This is a genomic window from Paenibacillus sp. FSL M8-0334, from assembly GCF_038000405.1.
Classification (GTDB): Bacteria; Bacillota; Bacilli; order Paenibacillales; family Paenibacillaceae; genus Paenibacillus_AQ; species Paenibacillus_AQ campinasensis.
In genome coordinates, this window is the sequence record NZ_JBBOCH010000001.1 from 243,839 (window position 1) to 257,129 (window position 13,291).

General features: G+C 49.6%; 11 protein-coding genes, 1 tRNA gene and 1 pseudogene. 2 read left to right on the forward strand and 11 right to left on the reverse strand.

Annotation, left to right across the window (positions count from 1 at the left end; all coding sequences use genetic code 11):
• Nucleotides 1–45 precede the first annotated feature (45 nt).
• Nucleotides 46–118 (forward strand) — tRNA-Val (locus MKX64_RS01100).
• Nucleotides 119–267: 149 nt separating this feature from the next.
• Here the strand turns inward: MKX64_RS01100 and MKX64_RS01105 are convergent.
• The 10 genes and pseudogenes from MKX64_RS01105 to MKX64_RS01155 form a co-directional block, all read right to left on the reverse strand.
• Complete coding sequence (locus tag MKX64_RS01105) at nt 268–420, reverse strand: AgrD family cyclic lactone autoinducer peptide (protein WP_095397499.1); 153 nt, start codon at nt 418–420, stop codon at nt 268–270.
• On the reverse strand, nt 413–946 hold the full coding sequence (locus tag MKX64_RS01110; RefSeq protein WP_176475452.1) for an accessory gene regulator ArgB-like protein: 534 nt from the start codon (nt 944–946) through the stop codon (nt 413–415). Before MKX64_RS01110 ends, MKX64_RS01105 begins: the two co-directional genes overlap by 8 nt.
• Entirely contained in the window at nt 939–1,565 is a 627-nt protein-coding gene (locus MKX64_RS01115; RefSeq protein ID WP_095397497.1) for a hypothetical protein, read from the reverse strand. The genes MKX64_RS01110 and MKX64_RS01115 overlap by 8 nt, the downstream gene beginning before the upstream one ends.
• A gap of 201 nt (nt 1,566–1,766) precedes the next feature.
• Nucleotides 1,767–3,422, reverse strand: a complete 1,656-nt coding sequence (locus MKX64_RS01120) for a hypothetical protein (protein ID WP_095397496.1) — start codon at nt 3,420–3,422, stop codon at nt 1,767–1,769.
• A gap of 1 nt (nt 3,423) precedes the next feature.
• Complete coding sequence (locus MKX64_RS01125) at nt 3,424–4,206, reverse strand: ABC transporter ATP-binding protein (protein WP_095263248.1); 783 nt, start codon at nt 4,204–4,206, stop codon at nt 3,424–3,426.
• 244 nt (nt 4,207–4,450) lie between these two features.
• A complete protein-coding gene (locus tag MKX64_RS01130; protein ID WP_217989071.1) occupies nt 4,451–4,588 on the reverse strand; it encodes a hypothetical protein in 138 nt (45 codons plus the stop codon).
• A 281-nt stretch (nt 4,589–4,869) separates the two neighbouring features.
• Nucleotides 4,870–6,450: pseudogene (locus MKX64_RS01135) on the reverse strand (collagen-like triple helix repeat-containing protein).
• 1,031 nt (nt 6,451–7,481) lie between these two features.
• Nucleotides 7,482–8,828 (reverse strand): MFS transporter, encoded by a 1,347-nt coding sequence (locus MKX64_RS01145; protein WP_095263247.1) that lies wholly within the window; start codon nt 8,826–8,828, stop codon nt 7,482–7,484.
• Nucleotides 8,829–8,894: 66 nt separating this feature from the next.
• Nucleotides 8,895–10,418 (reverse strand): FGGY-family carbohydrate kinase, encoded by a 1,524-nt coding sequence (locus MKX64_RS01150; protein WP_095263246.1) that lies wholly within the window; start codon nt 10,416–10,418, stop codon nt 8,895–8,897.
• Nucleotides 10,419–10,463: 45 nt separating this feature from the next.
• Nucleotides 10,464–11,240, reverse strand: coding sequence for an SDR family oxidoreductase (locus MKX64_RS01155; protein ID WP_095263316.1), 777 nt, complete (start codon nt 11,238–11,240; stop codon nt 10,464–10,466).
• A gap of 219 nt (nt 11,241–11,459) precedes the next feature.
• Here MKX64_RS01155 and MKX64_RS01160 point away from each other — a divergent pair, with 219 nt between their 5' ends.
• Nucleotides 11,460–12,584 (forward strand): ROK family transcriptional regulator, encoded by a 1,125-nt coding sequence (locus MKX64_RS01160; protein WP_095263244.1) that lies wholly within the window; start codon nt 11,460–11,462, stop codon nt 12,582–12,584.
• A gap of 248 nt (nt 12,585–12,832) precedes the next feature.
• Here the strand turns inward: MKX64_RS01160 and MKX64_RS01165 are convergent, their stop codons facing one another.
• On the reverse strand, nt 12,833–13,216 hold the full coding sequence (locus MKX64_RS01165; RefSeq protein ID WP_095263243.1) for a VOC family protein: 384 nt from the start codon (nt 13,214–13,216) through the stop codon (nt 12,833–12,835).
• Nucleotides 13,217–13,291 lie beyond the last annotated feature (75 nt).

The window sequence follows — 13,291 nt, forward strand, 5'->3', positions numbered from 1 at the left end:
GCAAAACGGGTGTTAATATAATTAATACATTTGAAAATTATTCATGATCTGTTAGCTCAGCTGGGAGAGCACCATCTTGACAGGGTGGGGGTCAGTGGTTCGAGCCCACTACAGATCATCGCCGAGAGCCCTTGCGTAGCAAGGGTTCTTTTCTTTGTTACTTACTACCAATCAATAGAATTCGATGAGTAAAAAAACGAAGGAGCCGAATACGACCCCTTCACGATGGATATAAAACGTAAGATGGCGGTGCAAAGGACTATCTCCCTACTCCTCCTTCCGGAGCAATTCCTCAGGCACTTCTCCCTTATAAACGAACAGAATGCTGGCCGTGCTTACGGATACTACAGCAACCAAAGAAAGGACCGATGCTAGCGATGACAGAAGACGACGATTGATCCTGCGAACGAGATTAACCATGTCTGGATTCACCTCCTATTCGATGTATAAGCGTTAATGACTGAGCAAAAAAGCTGACAGCCACAACTGGCGACAGGATAAACAAATTACTGGCTACCAGAACGGCGGATGATATCCGCAGCGCAGGATAGTATTTGGGACGAATCCGTGTGTAGCCTGTGATGCCCGAAGGTGCAAAGAAAAGTACAAGAACGATGCTTATGCAGGTGAGAGCCACAGTTATTGCTTGTCCAGGCTGAAGAAATGACAAGGAAGTGAATAGAAACGAGGAAAGAAGAATACAGCCAACATTCGATTGAAGGTGGAATCCTCCGGACAATTGCCGGAGCAAGCCAAACGATAGAAGAATGATTACAACCTCCCGGGTGTTCCCTGTAATCAGGGAAATACCCAGCGACATAACAAGGATGCCTACCGTATTCAGGATAACATCCAACCCGCGCTTAAGCACGGGGATGGATGCCTTATGGTCGGGAACATGTTTCTTCAGTCCTTCGGCCAATTTTAATGATAATGAATCAATCATGGACCTTCTCCTTTCGTATTGCGTAAAAAAGAAGAAAACCGGCATTAACGATGAAAAACAGCAATGTTAGCCACGTCTGATTCAGATATAGGAAAAGCGTAATCGCTCCAATAAAAATGATGATAAATATCATGACCAAGAAATCTTCAAATTTAAACCTTAAAACCTCCATATTAAAGGCGAATCCGAGATTTCGTTTCTTTAAAACCCATGAGATGATTAACAGAACAGCTGCACTTGCTAACTGTAGCAGATAACCATTCATGACCGAGGTTTGAATCGCTGTGATCGAACCAAACACCGTCACAATAATGCTTGTCTGTATCACGGCGAAAATAACGTATCCGAGTATTGTAGCAAGCACTGCCCATACAAACGGCATCTTCACAACAACGGCGAAGAAAAAAACGAACATTAAAATGCTGATTACCGGAACGAGATCGGATAAGGCAAACTCATTCCTGAGAATAAAGCTTTGTACATTAATCAACAAAACCAGGGTAACGGCCTGCCAGGCGTAATCCATAACTTTAAACCTGAACAAAGCCATAATCAACACATATAAGGACAACGCCTCAATGGAAGAAAAAAACATAAAGCCAAGCCATTCTAGATGCAAACAAAACACCATCCTCTATATAATTCTAGAACGATTATATAGGGCTTAATAGTTATAATCACAGGTAATTAAATACATATGTGGGATATTCAATTTTGAATATTGCAGTTGTAACAAAAAAGAAACACGAGAGGAAGTCTTGAAGCGAATAGATGGAGTTAATTGACTATATGTCAATTATACAAGAACACCCGTTCGTTGTTAATGCTCGATAGATTGCTTAGCCGAGCTATACGTCCTCTTCCATCTCCATACATTGATGATGAGCAGCGCGAGAATGAAGGCCGCCATGCCCAGAACATGCATGCGGCTCGCGATATGAATCGCCACCACCGCTCCAAGAACGAACATTGCGGCAAATACCATTCCTCCGCCGCTCTGATTGGCCATGGAGAATGATTGCGAAAATGGCGGATCACTGAGCATGACCTTGCCAAACAACGGTACAACAGCTGTTCCAACCAGTAAAATACCGAGCAGATCCGGTATAATCCGAGATCCAAATATAAATGCAAACACGGTGGCATTCACGAAATAGAGCGGCAGGTATATTTTGACCACGAATGCTTTAAGTGCTCCTTTGTACAGCGGATCAAGATTCGAAAAAGGCGCTGCCCCAAACAGCCAGAACGCTTTTGATTTCCCTGAATATTTAAGCATGAAAACAGCCGAAATGATCATCAGCGGCATCATGTACAGGAAATAGAAAAAGCTGCTTTCCCGAACCTCCGACCAAGCTGACCCTGAATTCGACATAGAAAAGAGAAAAAGGTATGGGAAGAAAAGCGCCATCCCCAGTGACGGGTAAACCTTGAGCTTAAACTCCCGCTCCGTCCGCAGCATAATGGCGGAGAATCGAAAGCAGGATCTTTCCTCTTCCGTCCGGCAGACCAATTTGGACAGCATGCGGTCAAAGCGATCACGGGGACGCCCCCTTCCCGCATCGCTATGCGCCAGCTTTTCGAGATGCTGCTCGAAAGAGGCCATTAACCGAACATACAGCATCAATAAAATAATCGGGACAATCAAAGCCAGCGCTGACAACAAGTACAGCCATGCGCTGCCTCCGCTTCCTATCAGCCATTCATACGGAGCTGCATACCATACAGGCGGAAGGAACAGCTGCCACCAAACCGGTTCAAAAGCCATATCCATCCCCGCAAAATTAAAAGATCGGATAACAAACTGATAGCCAACCGCGAGGACAACCGTCAGCCCGATTTGCACATAATTAATAATGTCCTTCAGTTTCTCTCCATTTAAATACTTCATCAGCAGCAGATAAGTCACCGAAGTCACAACCAGAATCAGAAGATTCACCAACACCAATTCGATAACGTATATAACAAAAAAGAGAACGCCGTGCTTGATGAGCCCCGCAACAAGCGAAGCAGCGGCCAGTGAACCTGTTAGCATCAACAAATAGATAGCGGTATGTATAGCCCTTGCCATGCCGACAGTTCTGCCATCAACCGGCCGGGTCATAATAATGCTTCGGTCCCTTACATCAAGCATGACAGCTGAGAAATCCGAAATCATAGACATCATGATGAAGAACATCAGGATTCCCATTACCAGACTCATTAGCAGCATATATTGGGTTTCCAGCATCATAAACAGAACAAGCATCAAGCCGAGCAGAGCATACAACCACAAGGAACGCACAAAATAATTAACTTCCTCGTCCTCGCTCCGGTTTCGGTTCGACAAGAGGGTGGGAACTCTTCGCCGATCCATCAGCAATTTTACCTGAAGGATCCGGCGCAGGGTCGGATAATGGATGCCGGTTGTCCTTAGAAGAGGTTGAAGCCGGTCCAGCAGACGCAAGATTCGAAACTGTTGATCCGCTTCCCGCATATTAATCACCCTCCCGAACAATCGAAACAAACCGCTGGGCAATGGAGGCGTGTTCATGGAATCCGGTCAACTGATTGAACACTTCCTCCAGCGTCCCCTCCGAGGATTGCTGCTGCAATTCCTGAAAGGTGCCATCGGCCGCAATCCGGCCATCAGCAAGCAGAATGATCCGGCTGCTGATCTTCTCTACTACATCCATAATATGAGAGGAGTAAAAGATCGTTTTTCCCTGAGCTGACAATAGCGCCAAAATCTCCTTCACCACCATCACACTATTGGCATCAAGCCCGCTTAGCGGCTCGTCCAGAAACAACAGATCCGGGTCATGCAGCAGGCTGGAAATGAGCAGCACCTTCTGCCGCATCCCTTTGGAGAACGTAGCGATCCTGGAATGGTAGACCTTTTCCAGTTCAAAGCATTCCATCAACTGTCGAGCCTTAGAATCCGCATCATCTGCCGACAGCCCGTACAGCTCCCCGGTAAACGTCAAATATTCTGAAGCGGTCAACTGATCATACAGCTCTGCGACCTCCGGAACATAGCCGATTCTGCGCTTATATTCGTAACTTCCCGCATCAATATCTTCACCGAAGACACGCACCGTCCCCGTATATCCCTTCGTCAAGCCGAGCAATATTTTTACTGTGGTACTCTTCCCAGCTCCGTTCGGCCCGATATAGCCAATCATCTCCCCTTCCCTCACATCCAGATCAATGCCATTCAGCACATAACGCTGATTAAACTTCATCCGTAAATCCCGTATCGACAAAACTTCGTTCCTCATCCTCTTCAGTCCCCTCCGCATCTTCCAACCCATACTTTCAACCATTTGATCCATATAGTTCCAATTTAACAAAATAGGTTGGTTGCGGCTACGACAAAATGTTCCAATTCTCTATGAAATGAAATATGCTCAATGCAGGATCGCAGGAGACATCCTTCACGATCAAAAATATCGACCCCCAAAGGCTTCCAGTCCCATGGAGGTCGACCTGATTACATTAAGATCTACAAACTACACGAATGCATCATACAATTCGGTGCATGGACCACACAATGCCCGGGGTCGGACCGCCGATATTCAGCGGAATTGTCAAGCCGTTTGCTTCATAAAACAATCCGATCACATCGCCTGCATTCAGCTCCACATCTCCCCCTAATGTCACTGTGCCGCTCCCAAGAATAGCCCGTAGGGATAAGACTAGAGCAATATTCACATTCAATACCGGGAAAAGCCCATTCAATAAATTCGTGACAGGAGCCGAAGTCCGGCGGATCACAAATGCCGGGTTGATTCCCGTCCCTAAAGATACCGTCAGAGCTGCCGTCGTTGCATAATTGATGGTCGCTTTAACGGAGTACCTGCCGGTGGTCGGCACGGTAAAGTTTCCGGTTGCTGGATTGAAGGTGCCATTGTTATAAAAAGGACTGGTGACGGTAAAGCCAGTTAACTGCGTCGATCCGCTATTGTCGGAGCACTTGCTAGTGCCGAGAACCCATCAACCCCCAAAACTGGTCCAGTCGGGCCAGCCACGCCGGTCGCTCCCGTCGTTCCAGTGGCTCCGGTCGCTCCGGTAGCACCAGTTACTCCAGTTGCTCCTGTTGCTCCTGTAGCGCCTGTTGCTCCGGTCACTCCCGTGACCCCCGTCTCGCCTGTAGCACCGGTCGTTCCGGTGGCTCCGGTGATCGAAGAAATATTTTCAATCTGTATCACTGCTGAGCCGCTGGTTACTGAAACATCGAGTGTTTCTGACTCAAAAATAAAACTCTCTCCCATGCCAATGGTGGCTTCTCCTGTTGTACCCTGAACACTGAATAAAGTAGCGCCCGGTTCAAGTGCTCCTGTCGGTCCTGGCGGACCTGTTGGGCCGGTTTCACCTGTGGCCCCGGTCGCTCCGGTCTCGCCAGTCACTCCAGCTTCTCCTGTGGCTCCGGTGGCTCCTGTTTCGCCAGTCACCCCGGCTTCACCAGTTGCCCCAGTCGCTCCCGTTTCACCAGTCGCCCCAGCTTCTCCTGTGGCCCCAGTCGCTCCGGTCTCACCAGTCACTCCAGGTTCGCCTGTGGCTCCGGTCGCTCCGGTCTCGCCAGTCACTCCAGGTTCGCCTGTGGCCCCAGTCGCTCCGGTCTCGCCAGTCACTCCAGCTTCTCCTGTGGCTCCGGTCGCTCCCGTTTCTCCGGTCACCCCAGTTGCTCCCGTGGCACCGGTCGCTCCTGTCTCACCAGTCACCCCTGCTTCTCCTGTAGCCCCGGTCGCTCCTGTTTCGCCAGTCACTCCTGCTTCTCCTGTAGCCCCGGTCGCTCCGGTCTCGCCAGTCACTCCAGCTTCTCCTGTGGCTCCGGTCGCTCCCGTCTCTCCGGTCACCCCAGTTACTCCCGTTGCCCCGGTCGCTCCTGTCTCACCAGTCACTCCAGCTTCGCCTGTCGCCCCGGTCCCTCCGGTTGCACCCGTAGCCCCAGTGGCTCCGGTAGCTCCAGTCACTCCCGGCTCACCAGTTACTCCGGTTGCCCCTGTTATTCCCGTGGCCCCGGTTATAGATGACACGTTTTCAATTTGCACAATTGCAGACCCGCTTGATACCGATACATCAAGTGTGTCTGACTGAAAAATAAAGCTGTCCCCCACCCCGATCGTTGCTGCTCCCGTTGTTCCCTGAACGGTGAATAAAGAAGCACCCGGTTCAAGTCCTCCCGTCGATCCTGTAGGACCTGTTGGTCCAGGCGGCCCGACAGAGATCGGAGTTGACAGAATGCTCTCCAGTTTGCTCTACAGCAGCCATTCTTTTTTCGTCAAGTCCTGAAGGGTGCTCCTTACACTTTCATTCATTAAAAGAAGATCGCTAAGCGTGGCACCAGGTCCTGTTAATCCCGGTAAAGTGCCGAGCACATACTGCAGTTTTTCTCCCTCTGCATTAATAATATGGCTGAGCCCAAGCTCCTCCATCGCAATTGATGACAGAAGGAGATTGATTGCATCGTCTCTGCTAACAGTAATGACAGGTGTAATATTAGGAATATTGGACTGAGACATTTGAAAGACCCACCCCATTTCATTATAGATTCACGTTCATAGCTTGCCTTCCCTAGCCCTCACCATCACTCACCTTGCATCATTTCACATCCCAGCCTTGCCATGACATGATGATCCTGTCAATAATCAAGATTGTGTCCCTTCATCAGTCCCTCCCTGACTCTCAGTGAGCATAAACACAGTCCGGTTAGCATTGCATTTATTGGCAAGGAGGGTATAGCGCTCTACTTCGACTTAAGATCCCCGTGAAGACACGAGCGAGCAGTGTAACCCGAGCACCAGCAATGAAGGTACCCGCCAGTGGCCAAAACTCTCTCAAATTTCCAGAGCGCAATCTCGAAACTGACTGCGATAATCCTAATGCAGCATTCTAAAAGGAACAGTTCGGGAGGGAGGAAGTTGATGTTCCACGGTACAGAAATTGCGATACGAGAAATGGAAGGTTTGGAACGTTCGACATCATGCCGAATGCAGCATACTTGCCGATTTATGGATCTTTTCCCACGGTTCGCTTCAGCCGTTAAGTTCTGCACCTGGAACATGTTCATTTCCCGTTCGAATCCCCTTCTCTCCACCCCCCTCTCCAAATATCCAAACTGGACTGCTGCTACATAAGCTTCTTCACATGCCCATCATTCTGACTACGATTTGCACTTGCACGATTCGCCATCCGCGTCGTCTAAGTGACAACAATCCACATGAATCCTGAGCACCTGACGGTGTCCATATCTTCGAGATGAAACTGATTCGTCTGCGGTTGCTTGAAGCGGACAATTCTATCGCAAGTCAAAATTGACAAGTCTATTACGGCAGAACATGCGACTGAATCCTTATATATACTATCGGAAAAAATTTACAATAATGCTTTTCCGATGTACTCATCATGTAAAATAAATTCATTTAATTGAATTATATGGAATTTATTACACGGAAGCTCCGGTTCCTCGGACAAAGAAGCCAGGAGCGCCAACGCGGCGTCCTGGCCCACAACAGCAACAAACGACAGCCGAGACGGGCTGTCGTTTGGTCAATTACATATTCACCGCGTGGCCGCTAACGGCAGCGCGCCTTCCTTCAAGCTCTGCATCCATTTCCGAGCGCATCGGGTCGAGCTTATAGAAGAGCGTCGTAATCCCGATCAGCACGCACAGCATCAAAGGAACCCATATAAACGAAATTTCAATATACGTTAACGCGGTAGCGGTTTGTGTCATATTCGGGACATAGCCGCCCATATTCAGGAAAGCGCCGACCAGCGCGCTGGCAAGCCCCATGCTCCCTTTGACGAAGAAGCCTTGGAAGGCCGCGATCATGCCAGAGATGCTCTTTTTCTTTTTATACTCTGAATAGTCGATCACGTCCGGCTGAATGGCAAAGGTGGTGCCGAATATCCCGTAAATGCCAAGACCGGTGATCGCCAGCCCTGCAATAAGCATCACAGGTGATGTTTTTCCGAAATAGATGATGAAATCACCGACAATATAAATGGCTGCGCTTAACAGCAGCACATGTTTCTTCGACATCCTTCTTTGCAGCCAAGGCAGCACAAGCAGCATCGGCAGCCCGGACAGAATGCCGAACAGTCCGACAAACGTCAGCCAATCCGTCCGCCCGAGATTGTATGTGAAATAATAGATGACCGTTGTGTTCCGGATAACAAACAAGGCAAAGTACAGAAAATTCAAGATAAAGAAGATCCACGCCTGATCCGTTAAACCTTTAAAGTCCTCACGGAATGACGATTTCGTGCGCTTGACGGACGGAGGGACAACCTCTTCCGTATTCATAAAGGTGAACACAAAGATCAGCATCGCGATCACACCATAGAGCGACATCGTAATGAGGAAGCCCTGCTGGGTATTTCCCTTGCCAAAAAACTCAACAAGCGGCATCGTGATCGACATCACTAAAGCGGTTCCAATCAATGCGCAGATCATTCTTGTGGAGACGAGCCAGTTCCGCTCATGCACATCCGAAGTGAGCCGCGGCACAATCGTGTTTAACGGAATATTCACCACCGTATAGGCCGTGCATAACAGCGTATACGTCACATAAGCCCAGATCACTTTTCCCGTCATGCTGAAATCAGGGACGATAAACGTCAGCACCGTGAACACGGCAAAAGGGAGCGCGCCGATCAGAAAGTACGGCCTTCCTTGCCCCCATCTGGTCTTCGTCCGGTCAACCAGTAGCCCCATGCCGGTATCCGTTATCGCATCAAAGATTTTGGTTACCAGCATTAAAGTTCCGGCGGCGGCTGCAGTAATGCCAAACACATCGGTATAAAAAAACATCAAATAAGACGCCATAGTGCTAAATACAAGGTTGCAGCCCAAATCACCAACACCATAACCGATTCTTTTCTTCCATTTGTTCATCTGCTCACATATCCTTTTCCAGCAAATTTGGTTCCCTCCTGAAGCGATTGGTCTGTGATCAGTCGATCAAGCCAGCCGCGTCAACGCCTTCATATCCAGCTTCAAATTATTGTAAACCGATTTATACACCTGGTAATATTCATTGTATTGATCATGATTGTGCGGATCCGGCATGATCTTCTCATCCAGCACCTGCCACTTCTTCACGTCCTCGTAGGTCAGCAGCCCTGTGCCGATACCGGCCAGCATCACATCCCCCATATTCGCCTCCACATCGTGCACGGGACATACAATCGGATAACCCGTCACATCGGCAAAAATCTGTCTCCACAGCCTCGATTTCGTGACCCCGCCAGCAAGTAGAATATACTCGCCCAGATCTTCCGCAGTCGCTTCCATCGCATCGCGCAAGGAGTAGGCAACCGCTTCCATGAAGGCTCTGTAGATATGCGCTTTCGTATGGGCCAGCGACAGCCCGACAATCGTTCCCTTGGCATCCGAATCCCAGATTGGACTTCGCTCTCCCATAAAATAAGGGAGCACAATCAGCCCTTCACTTCCTGCCTTAATGGCAGCGGCCTGCTCATTCAGCACGTCGTACGCTTTTTTTCCGCCTGCCTGTTCAGCTTCCAGCTCAAATTGGCACATCGTTTGGCGGAACCATTTCACAATCGCCCCGGCAGTCGCTCCCCCTGCAAAATAATAAGAGAGACGCTTCGCATCGTACAGATAAGGCCAGGCGATCAGGTCCTTGCCCTTCACCGGCTTGTCGGAGATCAGCGCCGCGCACATCGATGTCCCGATGGCCGCCGCGTAGACGCCGGATTCGAACACGCCCAGCCCAATGTTGGCTGCGCCGCAGTCAATCCCGCTGGCGACTACCGGCATGCCTGGAGCCAGCCCCAATTCGGCTGCCGCTTCCTTCGTCAAGCCGCCTACCACGTCAGTCGATTCCACCAGTCTGTCCGGCATCATCGACCGCGGAATGCCCATCGCCTCCATCATCTCGGACGACCAGGTTCTCGTATTCATATCAAAGATGCCGCCAATATTGCCAGCCGATGAATAATCGATGGCGACCTCTCCGGTCAGTTTGTAGATGACATAATCATTCGGAGGCAAGAACAGCTTCGTTTTGTTCCAATGATCAGGCTCATTGTTTTTCATCCACAGCATCTTGGTAAAGCCATAGTAAGGATCGGCTCCATTATGCGTAATCCGGCGCAGCTTCTCCTCGCCGATATGGTCAAGAACCCACTGCGCTTCCTTTTCAGCTCTCCGGTCCATCCAGATCATGCACGGTCTCACCGGCTCCATGTTCTCATCCAGCGGAATGCCCGAGCCGCCGTACAGGCCGCTGATGGCGATGCCGCGAATGTGTTCTGGCGGGATGCGTGATTTTCTAACGGTGTTTTTAATCGAGGCTTTGGCTGCCTGGAGCCAAACATCCGGCCACTGCTCGGCCCACAGCGGTTTAGGTGTCAACACATCATACTCCTGAAGATCCTGAGCGATGAGATTGCCCTCCACATCCATCAGAATGGTCTTGGTGCCGGACGTGCCAATATCTGTTCCAAGTAAATAATTCATCGAGTTGTCCTCCTGTTTATGTGCACAACGTCGGTTGCTGCGCGGTTAAATGCAAGTAAACGCTCCATCCACCACAAAGTCGGCTCCTGTTGTAAAACTGCTGGTGTCGCCCGCAAGATACACGCAGATCGATTGCAGTTCTTCCGGTCTTCCCATCCGTCCGAGCGGGGCCATCTCGTTCCACTGCGCAATGAGCGGCTTCAGGCTGGGCGAATTCAGCGTAAGCTCGGTACCGATATAACCGGGGCTTATGCAATTCACACGCACATTACGGGTAGCCCATTCAACAGCCAGCGATTTCGTCAACTGGATAACTCCGGCTTTAGAGGCGTTGTACGAGCTCTGCGGCTGCGGAACATTGACGATATGTCCGGACATGGAGGCTGTATTGATAATGGAGCCGCCGCCTTGCTTCAGCATTACTTTGCCTGCCGCCTGCGCCGTCAGGAATACGCCGGTCAGATTGATGTCAATCACTTTCTTCCACTGCTCATAGGTCATCTCTTCAGCCGGAATATTCAAGCATATCCCCGCATTGCAGAAGGCAACATCCAGACGTCCAAACACATGCAGAATCTTCTCGATCATGGCCTCGACATCTTCCGGTTTCGTTACATCCGTCTGGATCGCAATCGCTTTAATCCCATGGTTCTGCTCAAGCTCTGCAGCAGTCTTCTCCGCTTCAGCAATATCCAGGTCCACGATGGCCAGATCCGCTCCTGCTTCAGCGAAAGCGATTGCAACACTTTTACCAATTCCCCTTGCGCCACCTGTAACAAAGATCTTCTTGCCGTCCAAGCGCATTTTCTCAATAATTCCCATATATGTTTCCTCTCCATTCCCTAAATTAATTTTATAAAATGATTTTATAAAATGCATTTATAATATAAAACGTGAAACCGCATTCGTCAACACCTAAACAGATCAAATTTGGCATAATCCTTCTTGCCAAAGTTTCTTTATTTTCTTGGGTATGCTATATTGAAACTGAAATTAGGCCAATCCATTTTACAAAACAACTTTATATAACGGGGTATGATCATGGATCAGAGCATCACGTTTCAAGACATTAAAAAAAATAACTATTCCTCGATTTACCATCTCATCTATCAGCAGGGAAAGCTGTCCAAGCAAGAAATAGCCAGTCAGCTTCGCTTGAGCTTGCCCACCGTATCCCAGAATCTGGTCCGTCTCGAAGAAGAGCAGCTGATTGCGAAGAGCGGACAGTTTGAATCCTCTGTAGGCCGGCGTGCAACCGCCTATGCGATATGTCCGCAGGCCCGGGTTGCCATCGGGGTCGAGATTCAGAAGGAGACGGTGCGCATGCTTGCCGTCGACTTGCTTGGCACCGTTATTCAGAAGACGGATGTCCCGCTTCCTTATGTCAATGCCGACAGCTACTACCAAGCGCTGAGCCGGATCGTCCAGGATTTCATTGCTTCGCTGGCGGTAACGGATGAACAGGTGTTGGGGATCGGGCTTGCGGTACAAGCCTTGACGTCGGTGGATGGACGTAAGATTACGTATGGCAAAATACTGAACTTTACAGGGCTTGAAATTACGGCATTCTCTCAATATCTCAAGTATCCTTGCAGGTTTGTGCATGATGCCAAATGTGCGGCGACCACCGAGCTGTGGGTGAGGAATGATATCGGCGATGCCGTCTACCTGTCGATCGGGCGACACCTCGGCGGAGCCATCATCATCAACAATCAGATTGAGATGGGAAAAGAAGGACATAGCGGTACCGTGGAGCATATGACCATCGATCGCAACGGGCCCTCCTGCTATTGCGGCAAGAATGGCTGCATGGAAACCTATTGCTCTGTCAGCGCACTTCTGGAGGAAGGCGAGACGCTCGATCATTTCTTTGCCCAGCTGCGCTCCGGTGCGGCTCCGTTTATGGCGAGGTGGGACCGGTTTCTGGATATGCTGGCATTGTCCATCAACAACATTCACCTTGTCATTAACCGGGAGTTCATTATTGGAGGACATATTTCCCCTTATCTGGAAGAACAGGATCTTCACATTCTTCATGAAAAGGTACATGAAAAAACGGCATTTCCGAGCCATGAGCCCTTTATTCATCTCAGCCGTTCACCGGAAAATGGAGTTCCTGTCGGGGCAGCGATTCCGTTTATCCAATCCTTCCTGGATCGCATCTGAAGACTTGTGCGTTTGTGCGTTTAATTTCTTCTCCATTTGCTTCCGGCAAAGCCGTTCTGCTTGATGTGACTCCCCTCCATTCTTGGCGGGGACGGCTTCAAGTCGATGCCCGGGAGCATTTCCGGTATAAAATCTAAAAAAGCCGAGCACGTCAATCGGGGATCAGCCCCGCTTCGTGTTCGGCTTTTTGGATAGGTTGTGCTTACGGGCGGCGCATCTTGCTCCGCATGGACTGTTGCCGCCCCGTTTTATGACCCATATGGCGCTGCGAATTCAATAATGTTACGGTCCGGATCAAGCAGAAAGATTTGAGCAAATCCGGCTACGCTGTCCGGCCTGGCCTCATAAGAAATGCCTGTCTGATCCAGATATGCCTTCGTCTCACTGAAACTAGCCACCCAGATCGAAAAATGCCCGTCCGTCGTATCAATACCTCGATCACGGAGCGTATCGCCTTCCGGATGCTCGAGCAAATGCAGCTGTTGATCACCAACCGCATACCACACCCCTTTGGAATTAAACGGTGGACGCGGCAGCTCCGGAAATTTCAGCACTTCGGAGTAAAAGACTTTGGCCCGCTTCAGATCCCGCACCGCCAAACTGACATGATGCAGTCCTTGAAACCGAATCATCGTTACAACATCCCCTTTCATCCGTATATGGTCGTATGTTTGTTCATTGTACAGGAAAACTTAACTAGCATGAAG

Coding starts and splice junctions, on each gene's coding strand:
- MKX64_RS01105 (WP_095397499.1), bottom strand. CDS start 420: ATGGTTAATCTCGTTCGCAGGATCAATCGTCGTCTTCTGTCATCGCTA.
- MKX64_RS01110 (WP_176475452.1), bottom strand. CDS start 946: ATGATTGATTCATTATCATTAAAATTGGCCGAAGGACTGAAGAAACAT.
- MKX64_RS01120 (WP_095397496.1), bottom strand. CDS start 3,422: ATGCGGGAAGCGGATCAACAGTTTCGAATCTTGCGTCTGCTGGACCGG.
- MKX64_RS01125 (WP_095263248.1), bottom strand. CDS start 4,206: ATGAGGAACGAAGTTTTGTCGATACGGGATTTACGGATGAAGTTTAAT.
- MKX64_RS01145 (WP_095263247.1), bottom strand. CDS start 8,828: ATGAACAAATGGAAGAAAAGAATCGGTTATGGTGTTGGTGATTTGGGC.
- MKX64_RS01150 (WP_095263246.1), bottom strand. CDS start 10,418: ATGAATTATTTACTTGGAACAGATATTGGCACGTCCGGCACCAAGACC.
- MKX64_RS01155 (WP_095263316.1), bottom strand. CDS start 11,240: ATGGGAATTATTGAGAAAATGCGCTTGGACGGCAAGAAGATCTTTGTT.
- MKX64_RS01160 (WP_095263244.1), top strand. CDS start 11,460: ATGGATCAGAGCATCACGTTTCAAGACATTAAAAAAAATAACTATTCC.
- MKX64_RS01165 (WP_095263243.1), bottom strand. CDS start 13,216: ATGATTCGGTTTCAAGGACTGCATCATGTCAGTTTGGCGGTGCGGGAT.